Genomic DNA, 20,445 nt, shown 5'->3' with positions numbered 1-20,445 from the left:
GTGGTGTGCACGAACGGCATGCGGCGACGCGGCTCCGAGGTCAACTGGATTGGATTCGCCGCCCGTTGGGCACTCTAGGGGCCAGGGGGAGTGGAGTCCCGCCGTTACGTCAGCATGTCCCCGCCAAGTCGTGAGGATTTTGCGGTCGTCACGGTCAGAACTCGTCGAGGCCCCGGATCCAGGTCTCTTCCAGGTCGCCGGTGGTCTTCTCGGTGTGCCGGACACGGAACACCGACAGGGTGCGGCCCTTGCGCTGCAGCGGGGTGACGCGCAGCAGGGCGAGGCGCGCCAGGCCCTCCCAGTGGAAGGACCCGGGGTCGGCGTCGAGGTCGACGTCCTCCCGCGCGAGGTCGTCGGCGCCGATACCGAAGGCGGCGACGACCTCGCGCGGCGTGCCGGAACTTTCCCAGTCCCCTTCTCCGCCCCACCCCGAGCCGAACAGGCGCGTCCCGTCCGGATGGTGGATCACATGAGTGCTGTAGGTCACGTGGTGGTCGATCGTCGCCGAGCCGACGACGACCGCCCCCGGGAAGCGTTCGGCCAGCGCGTCCGCCTGCTCGGCGAGAGGGTGGTTTCCCCCGCTGAGCGCCAGCGCGGGATCGTTGATCTCGGTCACCGCTCCCCAGCATCCGACGCCGACCAGGTCGAGGTCCGCGCGCGTGGCGAAGGAGGGCCGCTCGACCGCCTCGATCCGCTCCGTCTCCTCCACCACCGCGTCCACCGTGAGGAGCGCCGCGGCGAACTCCCTTGCGCGGTTCGGGTCGTGAGCGGGCAGGGCCTTCGCGCCGGCGGGGAAGGGCGGCTCGACGAGGGTGAGCCGGAACTCTCCGTACCGCGCGATGTCCTGCTCCGGCGGGTACTCCCAGAAGTCGTTGCCTGTCGTCATGGGATTACCTCCGTGTATGTCGGGATCCCGGGAGAGCGGGGCGTCCAGGCGCCACCGTAGCGAGACCGAGGGCGTCGGACGCGGGGATCGAGATCTCCGCCGACGGCCGGGTGAGCGCCGGGGCGGAGTTCCGCGCCCCTGGAGGCCGCCTGGACGGAGGGCATCGTGGCGATGGCCCGTGCGGGCGCCGGGATCGCCGGCGACGACGTGTTCCTCGGCGGAGCGTCGTCCCGGCGGCGGTGACAGAAGGCCCTGGGCGAGGTGAACGCGTGTAGGTGGGCGCCCGCTGCGAGAGCGCGGCCGCCGCGGGCCGTGAGGTCGCACGCGGAGACCGCGAGCGGGGCATGGCGGCGCTACAGGCGGAGACGGTGTGTGGTCCACGACCTGGAGGTGGACACGACGCAGACCGAGTCCCTGGTGTGCACGCGCACCATCGCCGCCCGCGTCAGCTGACCGTGTCGGCCAACGGCTCGGCGCCCGGCCGGCCGGCCCGACCCGCGGCAGCCGGAGCGGCATCAGCGCCCCCCGGCAGCACCCCCGTCGCCGTGCGGAACGCCCACGCGTACCCCTCGATCAGCGCCTCCGGGCTGGTCCCGCCGGTGGTCTTCGCCACCGCGACGGCGGAGAGGACCGCCAGGCCGGCGCCCCGCCCATGGCGCGGGAGGCGTGGACGAGCCCGGAGACCGGGCCCCCGTCGCCGGGTTTTGGCGCCGGAGGTCGCGAGGTGGACGAGCGGCGGCCTTCATGGCCGCGCGCGGGCGCCGCTGACCAGGTCACTCATCGCCTACGACCACTGACCCGCACTGTGGACTCACTCGTTCAGTCCTTGAGGGGTTCGGTGGCCGGGCCCTGCAGGACGCTGCCGTCGGCGGCGAAGCGGGAGCCGTGGCAGGGGCACTCCCAGGTCTGTTCCGTCTCGTTGAAGCCGAGTTCGCAGCCCATGTGGGTGCAGCGCCGGCCGCCGGGCCTGCCCGCCAGGAAGTGGCGGGCCACGGTGGCCTGGTGCTTGGCGACGTCGGGGAGTTCGCGCAGTGGGAGCCGCCGGCGCGGGTCGAAGAGTTCGGTCCACGGGGGACGCGGCGCTCCGGTCACGTGCGCGGTGAGGAGCCCGGCGGCGATGACGCCGTTGGACAGGCCCCAGCCGTCGAAGCCGGTGGCCACGTAGACGTGCTGGGTGTCGGGGTGCTCGTGACCGACGTAGGGGACGCCGTCGACCGTGGTCACGTCCTGGGCGGTCCAGCGGTACGGGGCGGCTCCCCCGCCGTCCCCGTCGGTTCCCGCGGCGAAGTCGGGGAAGCTGCGGGCGGCCCAGGATTCGAGGCGGGCGAAGCGTTCCTCGACGCCGCCCGCGCCGGGTTCGTACGACTCCCCCGCCACGATCAGCAGCCGCCGGCCCGGTCCGAAGGGCGCCGTGCGCACCGAGCGGGTGCCGTGCTCGGGGGTGAGGTACATGCCGCGCGGCGCACGGTCGGCGGGGACCGGGGCGGCGACGACCAGTTCGCGGCGGACACCCAGCCGTACGAGCAGGCTGCTGTGGCAGCGGAGCGGGAACTGGGTGGCGAGGACGACGTCGCGGGCGTGCACGGTGTGACCGCCCTCGGTGGTGAGCCGGCACTCGGCGGCCTCCTTGACGCCGGTGACGCGGGTGCGCTCGTGGATCCGGCCGCCGTGCGCGACGAGGTCCTCGGCGATGCCGAGGAGGAAGCGCCGGGGGTGGAACTGGAGCTGGTTCTCGACCCGTACGGCGGCTTCGACGGGATAGGGGAGGCCGGTTTCGGCGGTGCTGTTCACCCAGGTCGCGGGGAGCCCGGCCGCCGAGGCCGCAGCGGCCTCGGCCCGGATGTCCCCGGCCCGTTCGGCCTGCGTGGTGTAGGTGAAGGCGGGCAGGTCCTCCAGTTCGACGTCCTGCCCGAGGCCCGCGCAGAGCCGCTCCACCTCCCGCAGGGCCTCCTGCTGCGCGTCGGCGTACAGGGACGCGGCCTCGGGGCCGTGGTCGTGGCGCAGGCGGTCGTAGCAGAGGCCGTGGAGGGCGGTCACCTTGCCGGTGGTGTGCCCGCTGACCCCGCCCGCGATCCGGTCCGCCTCCAGGACCACGACGTCGCATCCGGCGCGGGCGAGTTCCCGCGCGGTGCACAGGCCGACGATTCCGCCGCCGACGACGGCGACGTCGACGGTGAGGTCGCCGTCCAGGGGCGGGTGTTCGGTGGCCGAGGGACTGCTCTCCAGCCAGTACGGGCGCATGGTGCCTCCTCCGCGCGGTACGGCTCACGTGTCACGGCTCGCTTCCCGCGGCTCGCTCGTGGAACTCACTGCTTGGCTCGCTCACCGGGGCGGTTACCCTGCGCGGCGCGGAATACCCCGGCGCGCGAACGCCCGGGCGCCGGGGGCCCGGGACGCGCGGAGCGCCGGGGCGCGCGGCCGGCTCAGCCGACGCCGTGCGGCCGGAACTGGACGCTGATGCGGGGGCCGACGGCCCGGCGCGTCTTGGGTACGGCGTGTTCCCAGGTGCGCTGGCAGGAGCCGCCCATGACGACGAGGTCGCCGTGCCCGGCGGGCACGCGGAGCGCGACGGGGCCGCCGCCGCGCGGGCGGAAGGCGAGGTCGCGGGGGTCGCCGAGGGAGAGGATGGCGACCATGGTGTCCCGTGTGGCGGAGCGTCCGTGCCGGTCGCCGTGCCAGGCGACGCTGTCGCGGCCGTCCCGGTAGAGGCAGAGCCCTGCGGTGGTGAAGGCCTCGCCGAGTTCAGCGGAGTAGTGCGCGCCGAGGGCCTCACGGGCCTCGTGGAGCGCCGGGTGCGGGAGCGGCCTGCCCTCCGGGTAGTACGCGAGGAGGCGCGGCACGGTGACGACGCCGTCGTACATCCGCCGCTGCTCGGCGCGCCAGGGCACGTGGGCGACGAGTTCCTCGAAGAGGGCGTCGGCCCCGTGGAACCAGCCGGGAAGATGATCGACCCACGCTCCCCCGGCGAGCTCCGTACGCCGCAGCCCGTGCAGGGGTCCGGGGCCGATGTCGGTCCCCTGGTCGAAGAGGGAACCCTGGAATCCGGGGAGGTCGGGTGGTGCGGCGTTCATACGTCCAGCATAGCCACCTAACCGAACATACGAGCGAATCGACAGGGGTGACACCACCGTGCCCACCGGTGGCGAGGGCGGTGGCCCGGAGGCCACCGCTCCGCTCCCCGCCCCCTGAAACGGCGTTCTAGAACGGGTGGCCTATGCTGACTGCCCTGCGGACGCCGAGGCGCGGCCGCGGCCGCGGCCGGTACGGCCCGGTGGGAGGAGAGAGCGAGGGACCCGGCTCGATGAGCCCGAAGCAGCAACGCGGGGAAGCCACCGTCGAGCAGGTCCTGGACGCCGCCCTGCGTCTCTACGCCTCCTCCGGGGAGGCCGGCCTGACGGTCGGGGCGCTCACCCGGACGAGCGGGGTCAGCACCGGCAGCGTCTACCACCACTTCGGCAGTCTCCACGGGGTACTCACGGCGCTCGCGCTGCGCTGGCTCGGCCGGCTCCTGGGGGAACTGAGCACGGCCCTGACCGCGACGGACGACGCCCGGACCGGGGTGCGGGCCGTCGTCCGGGCCTACCTGGGCTTCGTGCGCGACCATCCGGCCGCCGCCCGGCTCCTGCACTCCACCACGGCCGACCGGGAAGGCATGACCCGCACCTCGGAGATCCGGGACTCCCAGGAGGCCCGCCTCTCCCCGATCGCCCAGTGGATCGAGGCCCGCGTCGAGGCCGGCGAACTGGCCCCTCTGCCCGTGCCGGTGATCGAGACCCTCGTTCTCGGTCCGGTCGTCGGGCTCGCGCGCCGCTGGATCACCCTCGGGGACGTCGACCTCGACGAGGCCGCGCGCATCCTCCCGGACAGGATCTGGCGCTCGGTCGCCCCCTGAGGGGAGACACGCGCGAGGAAGGTCCCGCGCGGTGCGCCGCCGGAGGGCGCGGCCCTGTTCGCGGCGCACCGTGGACGGCCTCCTCGTCCCGGTCCCCGGCCGGCGGGTTCCGGCCCTTCGAGGCTGCTCGCCGGGCAGCCCATCCCGGACGTCCGCGCCGCCCGGCCCGCCCGCGCGCGCGGACATCACAGGGGCCGGCACCGTGTCGCCCGTCCATCCCCTTCCCGCCAGGGTCTTGCGCGGCCGCACCCCGCCTCTCTACCCTCCGGGGCGAATGGTTAGGAAAATTTCCTAACGATTGGTCCGGACCTGAAGCGCCCCCGCATCTCCCGTCGCCCGTCCCGGAGTTCGACGTCCACGCGTCCACGGGGCACGTCACGAAAGGAACGACCACTGCCATGAGGCGAAGCGTCACCTCCCTGCTCGTCGCGGCGGGACTGCTGTCCCTGCCGCTCGTCGGGCCGCCCCCGGCGGTCGCCGCCGACACGCTGATCTCCGCCGGCAAGCCGGCGACGGCCTCCTCGATCGAGGCGAGCGGGTTCGAACCCGGCCTGTCGGTCGACGCCGACACCACCACCCGGTGGGCCAGCGCCGAGGGGGTCGACCCGCAGTGGCTGCGGATCGATCTCGGGTCCAGCCACACGATCTCCCGCGTGAAGCTCAACTGGGAGGCGGCGTACGCCAGGACGTACCGGATCCAGACCTCCCAGGACGGTACGGCCTGGACCGACGTCCACACGACGAGCGCGGGCGACGGCGCGATCGACGACCTCGCCGTCTCCGGCACCGGACGGTACGTCCGGATGTACGGGACGGGCCGCGGCACCCCGTACGGCTACTCGCTCTGGGAGTTCGAGGTCTACGGCTCCCGCGCCCCCGCCGACACCACCGCGCCGACCGCCCCCGGCAGCCTCCGGTCGACCTCGACGACCTCCACGAGCGCCGCCCTCGCCTGGAACGCGGCGACGGACGACGCGGGGGTGACGGGGTATCAGGTGTTCCGGGACGGCATCCTGATCGCCTCCCCCTCGGGCACCTCGTACACCGACTCCGGCCTGAGCGCCTCGACGGCCTACACCTACACCGTGAAGGCGCGCGACGCCGCCGGCAACGTGTCGGCCGCGAGCAACGCGCTCACCGTCACCACCCCGGCCACCGGCACGGGCCCGGCCGTACCCTTCGGCAGTCACCTGAGGCCGTACGCGCCCGGCACGCTGAAGCCCTCGGGCACGCAGGCGGTCCTGGACCAGAAGGTCGTCGAGTACTACAAGGCCTGGAAGGCGGCCTTCGTCCGGCAGAACTGCGGCAACGGCTGGTACCAGGTCCACTCGCCCGACGCCGACCACCCCTACGTCGCCGAGGCGCAGGGCTACGGCATGGTCATCACCGCGACCATGGCGGGCGCGGACCCCGACGCCAAAAAGATCTTCGACGGTCTGGTGAAGTGGAAGATCGACCACCCCTCCTCGATCAACCCCCACCTGCTGGCGGCCGAGCAGGACGTGAACTGCCGCAGCGTCAACGGCGGTGACGGCGCCACCGACGGCGACATGGACGTGGCGTACGGGCTGCTGCTCGCGGACAAGCAGTGGGGCAGCTCGGGCACGTACAACTACAAGGACCTCGCGATCAAGCACATCAACGCGATCAAGAAGGACGAGGTCAACCCGGCGACGAACCTGCTGAAGCTCGGCGACTGGAGCAGCTCCGGCGACCAGTACTACTACATCTCCCGCACCTCGGACTGGATGGCCGACCACTTCCGGGCCTTCCGGTCCGCGACCGGGGACGCGGCCTGGGACACGATCCGCACGGCCCACCAGAACCGGATCGCGGGACTCCAGTCGACGTACTCCCCCGGCACCGGCCTGCTGCCCGACTTCGTGGTGAACACCGACACGACGCCGAAGCCGGCGCCCGGCAAGGTCCTGGAGGACCCGAACGACGGCGCGTACTGGTGGAACGCCTGCCGCACCCCGTGGCGCATCGGGGACGACGCGGTGACCAGCGGTGACGCCGGCTCGCTCACGGCGGCGCGGAAGCTCAACACGTGGATCAAGGCGAAGACCGGCGGCGACCCGAACAAGATCGCCATCGGGTACCAGCTCAACGGGACGCAGATCTCCGCGGGCAGCGAGGCGGCCTTCTTCGCCCCCTTCGCGGTGGCGGCGATGACCGACCCGGGCAGCCAGGCATGGCTGGACAAGCTGTGGAACAAGATGGTGGCGACGCCCGTCGACACCAGCAGCTACTTCTCCGCGAGCATCCAGCTCCAGGTGATGATCACGGCGAGCGGCAACCACTGGGTGCCGTGACCCGGCCGCGGCGTCCGTAGCACCGCCTCCCCCTTCTCACGTGCCCACCGGTCCCTCCTCGGACCGGTGGGCACGGCCGTGTCCGGATGTGACAGGGAATCGTCATTGCGGCCACCGGGGCCGGCGGGCGAGGGTGGGGGCATGCCTTCAGCTCCCCAGGCGCCCGGTGCGGACCCCGCACCGGGCGCACGTCAGCCGCACCGCGTCGTCGTCGCGGTCTTCCCGGACGTCGACCTGCTCGACGTCACCGGGCCGGCCGAGGTCTTCGCACTGGCCGACCGGGAGACCGGCGGCCAGGCCGGATACCGGGTCCGCCTCGCCGGACCGGCCGCCGGCGCGGTGCGGACGTCGGCGGGCGTGCGCCTGCTCGCCGACCTCTCCTTCGAGGAGGTGGGCGCGGACGTCGACACGCTCCTGGTGCCCGGCGCGGTCGACATGGTCGAAGCCGGCCCCGTCGCCCGCGTCGATCCCGTGGTGGTCGACTGGGTTCGCAGGACCGCCCCGCACACCCGGCGGGTGGCCTCGGTCTGTGTCGGGGCGCATGTGCTGGCGGCGGCCGGGCTGCTGGACGGGAAGACGGCGACCACCCACTGGTCGACCGCCGCCCAGCTGGCCGCGGACCACCCGCGGGTCACGGTCGACCCGGACCCGATCTTCGTGCGGACCGACCGGGGCCGGCTGTGGACCGGGGCGGGGATCAGCGCCTGCCTCGATCTGGCACTCGCCCTGGTCGCGGAGGACCACGGCGAGGACCTGGCCCTCGCCGTGGCCCGGCAGCTGGTGATGTACCTCAAACGGCAGGGCGGCCAGAGCCAGTTCTCCGTGCCGCTCAGCCGCCCCCCGGCCACCCGCCGGGACATCGACGAGCTGCGGGTGTGGATCGCCGAGCACCTCGACGAGGAACTGTCCACGGCGGCCCTGGCGGCCCGGATGTGCCTGAGCGAGCGGCACTTCGCACGGGTCTTCACCCGGGAGACCGGGGTCGGCCCGGCCGCGTACGTGGAGTCGGCGCGCGTCGAGGCGGCCCGCAGGCTCCTGGAGACCACCGACTGCCCGCTCGACCGGGTGGCGGCCACGGCGGGGCTCGGCTCGCCCGAGACCCTGCACCGGGCGTTCCGCCGTCGCCTGGGCACCACACCGGCGGCCTACCGCCGCCGGTTCCGTACCCACACCGTCTGATCCGCCGGCCGTCGCGACCTCGCGGTCCGGCCGGTCCGCCCCCTCCCCGCCGGCCCGCGCGTGACGGCCCGGCGTCCGTCCACCGGCGCGGCGCCCGCCGCCCGGCGGTGACACGTGCCGTCCCGCCCCGGGGCCCGTGCCCTCTCCCCGGTTCTCCCACCCCGCACATCTCCCTTCCTCGAAAGGTCCTTCCATGAGCACCCAGCAGCCCTCCGCGTCCCTCCGTCAGGTGGTCGGCCTGGACGCCACCCCGCCCCGGCTCGGCGCGTCCGCCCTGGTGATGATCGATTTCCAGAACACGTACCGCTCGGGGGTGATGGCCCTGGAAGGCGCGGAGGAGGCCCTCGCGGCCGGCGCGCGCCTGCTGGCGCGCGCCCGGGCCGCCGGCACCCCCGTCGTACACATCGTCAACGACGGCGGTGAGGACACGCCGTACGACATCCGCGCCCACATCGGTTCCGTCAGCGACGAGGTCGCCCCGGCGGAGGGCGAGGCGGTCGTCGTCAAGCAGTTCCCGAACGCCTTCCACGCCACCGACCTGGAGAAGACCCTGGTCGGTCTCGGCTTCGCGCCGGGCGGCGGCAAGGACCTCGTGCTGGCCGGGTTCATGACGCACATGTGCGTCGCGTTCACCGCGCAGGGGGCGTTCAACCTCGGATACCGGCCGACGGTCGTCGCCGAGGCCACGGCGACGCGCTCCCTCGCCGCGCCCGCCGGCACCGTCGTGCCGGCGGCCACCCTCCACACGGCCGCGCTGACCACGATCACCGATCTGTTCGGCCTGGTCGTCCCGGCCGTCGACGGCCTCACGGACTGATCCCGCGGACCGGCGCGGGGCGGTGGCGCGGCGACCCGCCACCGCCCCGGCGCGCCCTGCGGAAAAACGGTTGAGGGACGGCCGCGCCGCGGCTAACGTGCCGCGGGTGACGAGTCCCGAGTCCGACAGAACCGAGCCGCCGGTCGCCCGGCGGCGGACGCACCCCCGGTAGTCCACCGGCCCTCCCGGTCGCTCCCCTCCCCCGCGCCGCCCCGCGCGACGGTGGGCGCCGACCGGGCCCGGCACCGGCCCCGCCCTCTCCGCGACCGGCCACGCGTTCCGCGTGCCCGGCTCCCGCCGCCTTCCCGGCGGCGGTCTCCTCCGCCCGCCTCCGGCCGGCGGCCGACGACGCCCGGCGCGCGCTTCCCCCCGACCGCGTACGCCCGTTCCGGAGTCGTCCCGTGACCCGTCCCTCCCGCCGCCACCCCCTGCCCTTCTTCGTCCATGTCCTCGGCCTCGCCGTCTTCGCGCAGGGCACCTCGGAGTTCATGCTGTCCGGCCTGGCGCCGGACATCAGCCGCGATCTGTCCGTCCCGGCGGGAGCCGCCGCGAGCCTCACCTCCGCGTACGCGACCGGGATGATCGTCGGCGCGCCGCTGATGGCCGTGACCGGCGCGCGCCGGGCGCGCCTCGCACCGGCCGTCTTCCTCGCCGCGTTCGTCGCGGCCCACACCGTCGGCGCCCTCACCACCGACTTCGCCGTCCTCTTCTGCACCCGGGTCGTGGCCGCCGTGGCGAACGCCGGTTTCCTGGCGGTCGCCCTGTCCGTGGCACCGGCCCTCGTCGCCCCGGAGCGGCGCGCCCGCGCGACGGCCGTCCTGCTGTCGGGGGTGACCCTGGCGTGCGTCGCGGGCGTCCCCGCCGGCGCGCTGCTCGGGGAGCGGTACGGCTGGCGGGCCGCCTTCTGGGCGGTGGGCGCGCTGTGCCTCCCCGCGCTGGTCCTCGTCCTCCGGCACGCCCCCGCCGGCACGCCCGGACCGTCACGCGTGCCGGTCCGGCGCGAACTGCGGGTCCTGGGGGCGCGGCCGGTCCGGCGCGCCCTGCTGCTCTCGGCCCTGACGAACGGCGCGACCTTCGCGGCCTTCGCCCATCTCGGTCTGCTCGGCGTCGAGGTGGCCGGGCTGCCGGACGGCGCGGTTCCGGCGCTCCTGGCCGTCTTCGGCGCCGGTTCCTTCCTCGGGGTGACGGCGGCCGGGCGGGCCGGTGAGGAGGCGCGGCGGCGGGGGCTGCTCGTGGCGCTCTGTCTGCTGCCGGCCGCGTGGGCGGCGCTGGCGGTGGCCGGTGACCGCGCGGTGCCGCTGTTCGTCCTCGCGCCGGTGCTGGGCGGCCTGTCCTTCGGCGCCGGTTCTGCCCTGGTGGGCCGGATTCTGTCGCTGACGACCCGGGCCCCGGCGCTGGGCGGCGCGTCCGCCACGGTGGCACTGAACGCGGGTGCCTTCGCCGGACCGCTGCTCGCCGCGGCGGCGTCCGGCGCGACGGGGGACCACCGGGCCGCCGCCGGGACGAGCGCGGCCCTCGCCGTCCTGGCCCTGGCGGCCGGGGCGGCGTCCGCACGGGTGGGCCGTACCGCGTCCGCCTCCGTGGACGCCCGGCAGTGAGCCGCCCGGGTCGCGCACCCGGCCCGGCCCGGGGCGGCGGCCTTCTCGCGGACGCGGCAGGCAACCCGGGATTGCATGAACATGCGAGATGATGCATACTCTTCCCATGTCCAAGGTCCTCACCTCCCTTCCGGCCGGCGAGCGCGTCGGCATCGCCTTCTCGGGCGGCCTCGACACCTCGGTGGCGGTCGCGTGGATGCGCGACAAGGGCGCCGTCCCGTGCACCTACACCGCCGACATCGGCCAGTACGACGAGCCCGACATCGCCTCGGTGCCCGGCCGCGCCAAGACGTACGGCGCCGAGATCGCGCGCCTGGTCGACTGCCGTGCGGCGCTCGTCGAGGAGGGCCTGGCCGCACTCGCGTGCGGGGCGTTCCACATCCGCTCGGGCGGTCGCGCCTACTTCAACACCACCCCCCTCGGCCGCGCCGTGACCGGCACGCTGCTGGTCCGGGCGATGCTGGAGGACGACGTCCAGATCTGGGGCGACGGCTCGACGTTCAAGGGCAACGACATCGAGCGGTTCTACCGCTACGGCCTGCTGGCCAACCCGCACCTGCGGATCTACAAGCCGTGGCTGGACGCCGACTTCGTCACCGAGCTCGGCGGCCGCAAGGAGATGTCGGAGTGGCTCCTCGCCCACGGCCTCCCCTACCGGGACAGCACGGAGAAGGCGTACTCCACCGACGCCAACATCTGGGGCGCCACCCACGAGGCCAAGACGCTGGAGCACCTGGACACGGGTGTGGAGACCGTCGAGCCGATCATGGGCGTGCGGTTCTGGGACCCGTCGGTCGAGATCCCGGCCGAGGACGTGACGATCGGCTTCGCGCAGGGCCGCCCGGTGTCGATCAACGGCAAGGAGTTCCCCTCCGCCGTCGACCTGGTGATGGAGGCCAACGCCATCGGCGGCCGGCACGGCATGGGCATGTCCGACCAGATCGAGAACCGGATCATCGAGGCCAAGAGCCGGGGCATCTACGAGGCGCCGGGCATGGCCCTGCTGCACGCCGCGTACGAGCGGCTCGTCAACGCCATCCACAACGAGGACACCCTCGCCCAGTACCACACCGAGGGCCGGCGCCTCGGGCGGCTGATGTACGAGGGTCGCTGGCTGGACCCCCAGGCCCTGATGGTCCGTGAGTCCCTCCAGCGGTGGGTGGGCGCGGCCGTCACCGGCGAGGTGACGCTGCGGCTGCGGCGCGGTGAGGACTACTCGATCCTCGACACCACGGGACCGGCGTTCAGCTACCACCCGGACAAGCTGTCCATGGAGCGCACCGAGGACTCGGCGTTCGGCCCGGTGGACCGGATCGGTCAGCTGACCATGCGGAACCTGGACATCGCCGACTCCCGCGCCAAGCTGGAGCAGTACGCCGGCATGGGCCTGCTCGGCTCCGCCGACCCGGCGATCGGGGCCGCGCAGGCCGCCGCGACCGGTCTCATCGGCACCATGCCCGAGGGCGGCGCCGAGGCCATCGCCTCCCGGGGCGAGGGCTCCGGCGACGACGAGATGCTGGACCGCGCGGCGATGGAGTTCGGCACGGACTGACCCCGTACCGGCGGCTCCGGCCGCACCCGGCATGCCGAAGGCCGGTCCGGCGCGCGACGCGCCGGGCCGGCCTTCGCCGTAAGGGGCCCCGAGGGTGGGTGGGGTCAGCCGGCGGTGGGGGTCCAGTCGCCGAGCCAGTCGGCGATCTCCTGGTCGGCCGCCTGCGCGTCCGTCAGGTGCGGCCTCTCCGCGCCCGCCGGGCCGGCGCCGGGACCGGTGTTGCGGTACTCGGCGAAGCGGTCGTCCTTCCAGGAGAAGCCGCCCATGTCGGTCCACGGGGCGGGCCGGACGGCCGCGCTCAGGACGCTGTCGCGGACCGTGGTCTGCGGGTCGAGCGTGGCGTCCCCGCCGGCGTGCCAGGGCCGGCCGAGGAAGAAACTCCTGGCGCCCACGTCGCCGTTGACGGTCGAGCGGGTGATGAGGAAGCCCTTGCGCCCGGCCGGGGTGCTCGGCGCCGTCACGTAGCCGGCCGAGGTGCCGTCCCAGCGCTTCTTCAGGGTGAGGACGGAGCGGTCGATGACGGCCGTGGCGCGGCCGAAGACGAAGTCGACGTTGCCGACGACGTAGGAGTTGGTGAGGCGGACGCGGCCGAGCCGGTCCTTGGCGGCCGTGTCCAGCAGGAGGGTGTCCTGGTCACCGCTGATGATCAGTCCGTCGAGGAGGACCCGGTCGGCGGCGGTCCGCAGGGCGACGGCCTGGTGGCCGGTGATGTGCTGGTTCCTCGCCTCGTCGAAGTCGTTGGCGACGGTGAGGTTGCGGGCCTGGAAGTCGTCGGCCTCGACGGCGAGGGTGGCGCTGCCGCCGGTGCCGTACGTGCCCGAACCGTCGGGCCTGGGCGTGCCCGAGGCGCGGCCCTCGACGAGGACGGTGTCCTTCCGGCTCGCGCCCATGCCCTGGATCGTGACGTGCGGCTTGTTCGACGGGACCTTCACCGCCTCCCGGTACGTGCCGGGCTTCACCTGGATCACGACCCGGGAGGAGTTGCCGGCGGGCACGGCGTCGACGGCCTTCTGGACGCTGGTGAACTGGCCGCTGCCGTCCTTGGCGACGGTCAGCGTACGGGTGGCGGCGGCGGCACGCGGGGTGCCGAGCGTGGCCCGGGGGCCGGCACCGGCCTTGACGATCGCGGGCACGTCGGCCGCGGCGTCGAGGGTGTACGGGTAGAAGCGGCGGGGGTCGAAGGCCGTGCCGCCGCTCTCGTTGCGCCCCTTGGTCCCGGAGAAGACGTTCCCGCGCTGGACGAGGGAGGCCGTGGCGTCCTTGATGACGGGGTTGGTGACGCCCTGGAAGTAGCTGTTCTCCAGGACCATCGCGGTCCGGCCCCGGGCGTAGTTGCCGTAGGCGGAGGTGATGGCCGTCCCCGGGTCGTCCTGGAGGTAGTTGTTGTAGAGGTGGGCGTGGGCGGCGTTGTCGGTGGACGGGTTGCGCTGCTCGGTCTCGCGGAACCAGTTGTGGTGGATCGTCAGGTCGGCGGTGGTGTTCTCGGTCCACCCGATGCCGAAGGTCTTGTTGTTGTTCCCGAGCCGGTTCCAGGACACGGTGACGTACGAGGTGTCCTTGCGGCTGTCGATCAGGCCGTCGGCCATGTGGCGCAGGTCGTTGTGGTCGATCCACACGTGGTGGGCACCGTCCATCTGGACGGCGTCGAAGTCGTGGTCCTTGTCGTTCCACACGCCCTGGTACGCGTCCCGGATCGTCAGGTTCCGGATGATCACGTTGTGGACGCCGGGACCGAGGAAGAAGCCGCCGCCGACGATGTGGCCGGAGGTGCCGGAGCCGATGATCGTCTTGTCGGAGGCGACCTTGATCTCCTTGCCGACCGGGGTCACCGGGATGGTGCCGGCGACGACGATGACGTGCGGCCCGGCGGCGGTGGCGTACTTCTCCAGGTCGGCGAGCGTGCGGACGGTGACGACCGGGCCGCCGCGCCCCCCGTACGTGCCCTTCTGTCCCAGGGCGTCGACGGAGGCGAAGCCGTCGGCGGCCTCCTCGGCCCAGGCGGGGGCGGCGGCCCCTGCGGTGGGCCGGGCGTCCTCGCCGAACATTCCGAACGCGGTTCCGTAGGCCAGCGCCCCGGCTGCCGCGAGCGCCACGGGTATCCCGGCCACCAGGGCCGTCCTGCGCCTGCGGTGCCTCGCTCCGCCGCGTGTCCGGTTCACGTCGTGCTTCCTTCCGTACGTGGGGGGTCCGCCGCCCCGTGGGGCGACCGGTGAACAGTCGGTGGTCGCCGCCGGGCGCCGAAAGGTTGCCGTCGGCGCCGCACTTCTCCGAGGTTCCCGCTCTTCTGCGCCGGGGCCGGCCCGTCCTGGGGTCCGGCACGTGCGCCGGCTGAGTACGCGTGCTCATGTCCGGGCGGTGCGCCGCCGGAAGCATGAGGGGCGTCAGCGTTCCGTCTCGGGATCAGGGGCTCCTCGTGCTCAGTCGTCTCGCCGCCCATGTCGTGCCGCTTTTCGGGCGGTTGACCGTCACCACGGACCCGGAAGTCCGGGTCGAGCCGGGCAGCATCCTGGTCGTGAACCACACCTCCCTGGCCGACCCGGCGCTCGTCCTGGCCGCGCTGCGCCGGCGGATGGCCGTCGAGCCGGTGGTGCTGGCCACGGCGGGGCTGTGGCGGATCCCCGGCCTGGGGCGGGCGCTGTCGCGGGAGGGGCACGTGCCGGTGCACCGGGGATCGGCACGGGCTGCGGCCGCCCTGGACCACGCCGCGGTCGCCCTCGCCTCGGGCCGGCCCGTGATGCTGTACGCGGAGGGGCGGATCCCGCCGCGCCGTGACGCCGGTGAGAACCCGCCGGAGCCGTTCCGTACCGGACTGGCCCGGCTCGCGGCCGTCACGGGGGCGCCGGTCGTCCCCGTCGGACAGGCCGGTGCCCGGCGGATCACGTCCGGCGGGCGGGCCAAGCAGATCGCCGGGGTCCTCACGGCCCCGGTCCGCCGGCCCGGCCTGCATGTGCACATCGGCACGCCGCTGCGGCTGCCGGCCGACGTGGCCGCCGCGACCGCCCTGGCGCACGGGGCGGTGACCGAGGCGTGGCGGACGGCGGCACGGGCGCTCGGCGAACCGGCGGCGTTCGCCGAGGGTCCCGGCCGGCCCGCCGGGAGCCGCCGTTCGGCGTGGCGGCGCCGCCCCGATTCCCGGCGGGTCTGAGCCGGCGGCGTTACGGACCACAGGGCCGGGCCGGCCGGCGGCCGGCTCAGAAGACCGACAGGCCGGTGATGGTGGTGAAGCGGTCGAGCGCGGCGACGCCTGCGACCGAGTTGCCACGGCTGTCGAGTCCGGGGCTCCAGACGCAGAGCGTGCACCGGCCGGGGACGACGGCCACCACCGCGCCGCCGACGCCGCTCTTGCCGGGCAGGCCCACCCGGTAGGCGAAGTCGCCGGCCGCGTCATACGTGCCGCAGGTGAGCATCACGGCGTTGACCTGCTTGGCCTGGCTGCGGGTCAGCAGCCGGCTGCCGTCGGCGCGGACGCCGTGGCGGGCGAGGAAGCCGGTGGCGAGGGCGAGGTCGGCGCAGGAGGCTTCCAGGGAGCACTGGCGGAAGTACTCGCGGAGCAGGTCGGGGACGGGGCCGGTGATGTTGCCGTACGAGGCCATGAAGTGGGCGAGGGCGGCGTTGCGGTCGCCGTGGGCGGCCTCGGAGCCGGCGACCTCGGGGTCGAAGTCGAGCCCGGGGTTGCCGCTCTCGGCGCGCAGGAAGTCGAGGAGGCTGCCGGAGGCGTCGCCGGTGAGCCGCTGGAGCCGGTCGGTGACGACGAGGGCGCCCGCGTTGATGAAGGGGTTGCGGGGGATGCCGTTCTCGTACTCCAGCTGGACCAGGGAGTTGAAGGGGTCGCCGGAGGGCTCGCGGCCGACGTGGGCCCAGAGTGCGTCGCCCTCTCCGGCGAGGGCGAGCGCGAGGGTGAAGACCTTGGTGACGGACTGGGTGGAGAAGGGGTGCTGCCAGTCGCCCACCCCGTACACCGTGCCGTCGAGTTCCGCCACGGCCATGCCGAAGCGGGCCGGGTCGCCGGCCGCGAGGGCGGGGATGTAGTCGGCGGGCCGGCCGCGCTCGGTGAGTCCGGCGATCTCCTCGGCGATCCGGTCGAGGACGGGCCGGAAGGAGTGGGTGTCGCTCACGCGCCGCCGTCCCGGGCGGCGGCGTCCCCGGCGCGGAGAGCGGCGGCCAGGCCGAGGTCTCCCCCGGCCGGCACGGCGAAGTAGCGTGCCACGTCGGCGTCGGTGACCTCGGTGAGCTCGGCCGGGGACCAGCGGGGGTCGCGGTCCTTGTCGACCACCTGGGCCCGGATGCCCTCGACGAGGTCGGCCGTGGCCAGGGCGGCGCAGGAGACGCGGTACTCCAGGTCGAGGACCTCCTCCAGAGTGGTGAGGGTCCGGGCGCGGCGGAGGGCGGCGAGGGTGGCCTTGAGGGCGGTGGGCGACTTGGCGAGGAGGGTGGTCGCCGTCTCCTTGGCGGCGGGTTCCCCGGTGTCGAAGAGGCGGTCGACGATCTCCTCGACGGTCGGGGCCGCGTAGCAGTGGTCGATCCAGGGCCGCCGGCCGGCGAGGACCCCGGGGGCGGGGGGCTCGGCGTGCCGGGCGACGGCCTCGTCGGCCGGGAGCCGGGTGAGGTCCGCGGCGAGGGCGGGCAGCCGTTCGGCGGGGACGTGGTGGTCGGCGAGGCCGGTGAGAAGGGCGTCGGCGGCGCCGACGGGGGTTCCGGTGAGGGCGAGGTGGGTGCCGAGTTCGCCGGGGGCACGGCCGAGGAGGTGGGTGCCGCCGACGTCGGGCACGAAGCCGATGCCGGTCTCGGGCATGGCCACGCGCGAGCGTTCGGTGACGACGCGGACGGAGCCGTGCGCGGAGACACCGACGCCGCCGCCCATGACGATGCCGTCCATGAGAGCCACGTACGGCTTGGGGTAGCGCGCGATACGGGCGTTGAGCCGGTACTCGTCACGCCAGAAGGCGGCGGAGGCGGAGCCCCCCGCGCGGGCGTCGTCGTGGATGGCGCGGATGTCTCCGCCGGCGCAGAGGCCGCGCTCGCCGGCGCCCTCGATGACGACGGTGGTGACGGCGGGGTCGTCCGCCCAGGCGGTCAGGGCGTGGTCGACGGCGAGGACCATGGCGTGGGTGAGGGCGTTGAGGGCGCGGGGGCGGTTCAGGGTGACGAACCCCGCCCGGCCCTCCGTCCGGAGGAGCACGTCAGGAGTTCCGGTCGGCACGTTCACTGGGTCCCTTCCCGTGGCGCGGGTCGCTCTCGGGGGCCACCGTACCGGCGGTGGCGGGCGGCCCGGACACGGGGTGGGGCAGGAGGACGGGAAGGCGCATCCGCTTCTCGCGGATCCTGATCGCGCGGTGTGCGACCGGTGAGGGCCGCTGCTCCGCGCCTCACGCGCGTCCTTCCCGTCCCCTTCATGGAACCACCGCACGCCGTGGGGCGCGAGCGCCGGCGGGGCGCTCGCGCCCCCGGTGGCGGGGCGTCTCAGGCGGGCAGCAGGTCCTGCAGACCGGGGACGCGGCGCGGGGCGGAGAGACGGAGCTCGATGATGTCCCGGACGGTGGGCCACTCCTCGTCGAGGATCGAGTAGAAGGCCGTGTCCCGGACGGCTCCGTCGAGCCCTCGTGAATGCGCCCGGCGGACGCCCTCGCAGGTGGCGCCGAGCCGTTCGATCGCGATGCGGGAGCGGGTGTTGCGGGCGTCCGCGCGCAGCGTGATCCGGCGCACCCCCCACGACTCGAAGGCGTGCCGCAGCATGAGGAGTTTGGCCTCGGTGTTGATGCCGGTGCCCCGGGCGTCGCCGGAGATCCAGGTGTTGCCGATCTCGGCGGCGTCCGGGACCGCGGTGAGGGGGTCGCCGTGGGGCATCCCGGGGACGGGAGGCCAGACGAGCGGGCCTCTCCAGTAGTCGAGTTCGAGGAAGCGTGTGGAGCCGATGACCCGGTCGTCGGCCGTACTCACCAGGGCGAACGGCAGGCAGCGGCCCGCCGCCTGATCGGTGAGGGCACGGGCGATGTAGTCGAGCGCCGACTCCAGGCCGTCGGGAACGGGAGTGAAGGCGTACGCCGATCGGTCCGCCCCGCCGGCCCGGGCGAGGGCTTCGGCGTGCCGCATCGCCAGCGGCTCCAGGCGCACGGAGCGCCCGGTCAGGAGAACAGGTACTGGCACGGAACCTCGGGTCTTTCACGGGCAGGGAGCTTCTGCCGCGGTTGCGCCGCGGCAGCAGCTGGGGGGAGGTTCTCGCCGGGTGCCGAGCACGTCGTGGGAAGCACAAACGCGCAGGTGGAACGGTTCGTCACCAGGTGCGAGGAGGACAGTATGCAGCCACAACCGCTCGGAGAACAGAACCCCGGGAGAACCCGCGTCCACGCACGGGTGAAGGCTGCCGCGCGGGCCCGTCCCGCGGTCTCAGCGGGCGGACACGGCCGCCCGCCAGTCGGACGGCCGGTCCCTCCTCGCGCGCTCCCTGCCCGCCCCCGGCCCGGCTCAGGCGCAGGTCAGGGGCGTACCGGGGCGGATCAGACGCAGGTGGCGTGGCCCCAGCCGTCGGGGTTCTTCGCGATGGTCTCGCCCTTGTCGTAGGCGCGGCCGCACCGGCAGCGGCCGGGGAACTTCGCCTTGAGGGTGCCGCCGGACGGGCGACTGCGGCGCGCGGGGGCGGTGCCGGCGCCGGAGGCGCTCCCGCGGGGCGCGGAGGAGCGCGTCCGGGTCGCCGGGGGGCGCGATCCCGGTTCGGCGGGCGGGAGTTCGGCGCCGGTGGCGGAGCCGATGGGCTCCTGCGTACGGGCCGTGTGGCTGGCCGCGCGGTCGGCGGCGTCGTTCAGGGGGTCGCCGTCGACCTGGTGGGCGGGGGTGTACACGAAGTCGATGTCTCGGCCGGTGAGCAGGGCGTCGATCCGGACGACGAGGTCCTTGTTGGCGACGGGTGTGCCCGCCGCCGTCTTCCAGCCTTTGCGGCGCCAGCCGGGCAGCCAGGTCGTGACGGCCTTCATGGCGTACTGGGAGTCCATGCGGACCTCGGCGGGGACGGCCGGGTCCAGCGCTTCGAGCAGTCGTTCCAGGGCCGTCAGCTCGGCCACGTTGTTGGTGGCGCGGCCCAGCGGGCCGGCCTCCCAGCGCTCGACGCCGCCGTCGGCACGGCCGATGACCCAGGCCCATGCGGCCGGTCCGGGGTTTCCCTTCGACGCGCCGTCGCACGCCGCGATGATCTTCTGCACCATCCCACGATCCTGACACGGCCCTGACGGGTGCCCGGACCACCCCCCGGGGCCGCCGGGCCGCCCTCCCGCCGGGGCGGGGGGCGGTCGGGGTCAGAAGGCGCCGTAATTGACCTGCCAGGTGGGCAGGCCCATGTGCCGCCAGAGGGCCACGACGCGGTCGCGGTCGTCGAGGGAGAGGCGGACGGCGTAGCGGTCCCTTATGTGCGCGTCGAACAGCTCGGCCTTCACGATGTCGTCGCCGCGCCCGTCGCCGGCGGCCCGCATCCACAGTTCGTCGTACGGGACCCCGTGGCGGGCGAGCCAGGCCTCGGTGACGGGCCGGTGGTCCTCGCTCCGGCCCGAGAGCAGCACGATCCGGTCGCGCTCGCTGTGCCGGAAGGCGCGCAGGGCGTCGCGCACGGGCGGGTTGAGGAGGTCCTCGCCGCAGCGCGTGAAGTCGTACGGTCCCCGGTCGCCACGCAGGGCGAGGGTGCCGTCGATGTCGCAGAGGACGGCGGAGGGCAGGGCGGGGTCCGGCACGTAGGGCAGGGCGGCGGGGCGGTCGTTGAGCCAGTCCTCGGTGAGGCGCCAGCCGCCGCGGGTGGCCTTGGCGTGCTTGTCGGCGAGCAGGCGGATGATCTCCTCGCCGACCGGGCGCTCCCGGGCGGCGTCGCGCCGCAGGCACTCCTCGACGGGCACGGTGGTGAAGTCGTGGACGACGAAGGTGGCCGGGCGGCCGGCGACGGCCGCCTTGAGGCGCTTGGGGATGTGCGGGGTGAGGTGGGTGTTGTCGACGACGACGTCGAAGCCGTCGTCGAGGGCGGCACGGACGGCGGCGTCCTGGATGCCGAGCACGGTCTGCTCGTGGGCGTGGGAGCGGCCCCGGCCGGCCTCGGGCCGGTCGAGCATGGCGCGCAGATCGTCGAGGTTGACGCGCCGCATCCGGCCCTCGGAGGCCTCCTGGAGCGCGCGGGCCGCGGTGGTCTTGCCCGAGGCGGGCAGTCCGGTCATGACGTGGACGACGGGCACGG

At 74.2% G+C, this 20,445-nt stretch carries 16 protein-coding genes and 1 pseudogene; 8 read left to right on the top strand and 9 right to left on the bottom strand.

Annotated features, from left to right (window positions below; all coding sequences use genetic code 11):
* Nucleotides 1-154: 154 nt before the first annotated feature.
* Nucleotides 155-886: a DUF6333 family protein gene (locus tag ACFY60_RS22330; protein ID WP_388613319.1), complete on the bottom strand. Its 732-nt coding sequence runs from the start codon at nt 884-886 to the stop codon at nt 155-157.
* Here ACFY60_RS22330 and ACFY60_RS22325 point away from each other — a divergent pair.
* Nucleotides 877-1,339: pseudogene (locus tag ACFY60_RS22325) on the top strand (chloramphenicol phosphotransferase). The gene ACFY60_RS22330 and the pseudogene ACFY60_RS22325 overlap by 10 nt on opposite strands.
* Before the next feature lie 366 nt (nt 1,340-1,705).
* On the opposite strand, the gene ACFY60_RS22320 reads toward ACFY60_RS22325, so the two are convergent.
* Nucleotides 1,706-3,127, bottom strand: coding sequence for an FAD-dependent oxidoreductase (locus ACFY60_RS22320; RefSeq protein ID WP_388613321.1), 1,422 nt, complete (start codon nt 3,125-3,127; stop codon nt 1,706-1,708).
* Between the two features lie 182 nt (nt 3,128-3,309).
* Nucleotides 3,310-3,957 carry an alpha-ketoglutarate-dependent dioxygenase AlkB gene (locus ACFY60_RS22315; protein ID WP_388613323.1) on the bottom strand — a complete coding sequence of 216 codons (648 nt, stop codon included), beginning with the start codon at nt 3,955-3,957 and terminating at the stop codon, nt 3,310-3,312.
* A 230-nt stretch (nt 3,958-4,187) separates the two neighbouring features.
* On the opposite strand from ACFY60_RS22315, the gene ACFY60_RS22310 reads away from it, so the two are divergent.
* From ACFY60_RS22310 to argG, 6 genes are all read left to right on the top strand, one after another.
* Complete coding sequence (locus ACFY60_RS22310; RefSeq protein WP_388613324.1) at nt 4,188-4,778, top strand: TetR/AcrR family transcriptional regulator; 591 nt, start codon at nt 4,188-4,190, stop codon at nt 4,776-4,778.
* Between the two features lie 398 nt (nt 4,779-5,176).
* Nucleotides 5,177-7,093, top strand: coding sequence for a glycosyl hydrolase family 8 (locus ACFY60_RS22305; RefSeq protein WP_388613326.1), 1,917 nt, complete (start codon nt 5,177-5,179; stop codon nt 7,091-7,093).
* A 141-nt stretch (nt 7,094-7,234) separates the two neighbouring features.
* Nucleotides 7,235-8,272, top strand: coding sequence for a GlxA family transcriptional regulator (locus tag ACFY60_RS22300; protein WP_388613328.1), 1,038 nt, complete (start codon nt 7,235-7,237; stop codon nt 8,270-8,272).
* Between the two features lie 193 nt (nt 8,273-8,465).
* Entirely contained in the window at nt 8,466-9,089 is a 624-nt protein-coding gene (locus ACFY60_RS22295; RefSeq protein ID WP_388613330.1) for an isochorismatase family protein, read from the top strand.
* 428 nt (nt 9,090-9,517) lie between these two features.
* Complete coding sequence (locus ACFY60_RS22290) at nt 9,518-10,687, top strand: Cmx/CmrA family chloramphenicol efflux MFS transporter (protein WP_388613506.1); 1,170 nt, start codon at nt 9,518-9,520, stop codon at nt 10,685-10,687.
* A gap of 106 nt (nt 10,688-10,793) precedes the next feature.
* On the top strand, nt 10,794-12,239 hold the full coding sequence (gene argG / locus ACFY60_RS22285; protein WP_388613332.1) for an argininosuccinate synthase: 1,446 nt from the start codon (nt 10,794-10,796) through the stop codon (nt 12,237-12,239).
* 104 nt (nt 12,240-12,343) lie between these two features.
* On the opposite strand, the gene ACFY60_RS22280 is transcribed toward argG, so the two are convergent.
* Nucleotides 12,344-14,284: a pectinesterase family protein gene (locus ACFY60_RS22280; protein ID WP_388613507.1), complete on the bottom strand. Its 1,941-nt coding sequence runs from the start codon at nt 14,282-14,284 to the stop codon at nt 12,344-12,346.
* A 368-nt stretch (nt 14,285-14,652) separates the two neighbouring features.
* On the opposite strand from ACFY60_RS22280, the gene ACFY60_RS22275 reads away from it, so the two are divergent.
* Nucleotides 14,653-15,384 (top strand): lysophospholipid acyltransferase family protein, encoded by a 732-nt coding sequence (locus ACFY60_RS22275; RefSeq protein ID WP_388613333.1) that lies wholly within the window; start codon nt 14,653-14,655, stop codon nt 15,382-15,384.
* A gap of 46 nt (nt 15,385-15,430) precedes the next feature.
* Here ACFY60_RS22275 and ACFY60_RS22270 read toward each other — a convergent pair whose 3' ends face one another.
* The 5 genes from ACFY60_RS22270 to ACFY60_RS22250 form a co-directional block, all read right to left on the bottom strand.
* Nucleotides 15,431-16,354 carry a glutaminase gene (locus ACFY60_RS22270; RefSeq protein ID WP_309049454.1) on the bottom strand — a complete coding sequence of 308 codons (924 nt, stop codon included), beginning with the start codon at nt 16,352-16,354 and terminating at the stop codon, nt 15,431-15,433.
* Entirely contained in the window at nt 16,351-17,445 is a 1,095-nt protein-coding gene (locus tag ACFY60_RS22265; RefSeq protein ID WP_388613334.1) for an enoyl-CoA hydratase/isomerase family protein, read from the bottom strand. The genes ACFY60_RS22270 and ACFY60_RS22265 overlap by 4 nt, the downstream gene beginning before the upstream one ends.
* 254 nt (nt 17,446-17,699) lie before the next feature.
* A complete protein-coding gene (locus ACFY60_RS22260; protein ID WP_388613336.1) occupies nt 17,700-18,383 on the bottom strand; it encodes a GNAT family N-acetyltransferase in 684 nt (227 codons plus the stop codon).
* A gap of 350 nt (nt 18,384-18,733) precedes the next feature.
* On the bottom strand, nt 18,734-19,435 hold the full coding sequence (locus tag ACFY60_RS22255; RefSeq protein WP_388613338.1) for a ribonuclease H: 702 nt from the start codon (nt 19,433-19,435) through the stop codon (nt 18,734-18,736).
* A gap of 90 nt (nt 19,436-19,525) precedes the next feature.
* The gene (locus ACFY60_RS22250; RefSeq protein WP_388613340.1) at nt 19,526-20,443 is read right to left on the bottom strand and encodes an AAA family ATPase; all 918 of its coding nucleotides are present in this window, start codon (nt 20,441-20,443) and stop codon (nt 19,526-19,528) included.
* Nucleotides 20,444-20,445 lie beyond the last annotated feature (2 nt).

This window comes from Streptomyces sp. NPDC012827 (assembly GCF_042900905.1).
In the GTDB taxonomy this organism is placed as follows: Bacteria; Actinomycetota; Actinomycetes; order Streptomycetales; family Streptomycetaceae; genus Streptomyces; species Streptomyces gulbargensis.
The sequence above is the reverse complement of the archived record's forward strand: the minus strand, read 5'-3'. Positions and strand labels throughout refer to the sequence as shown.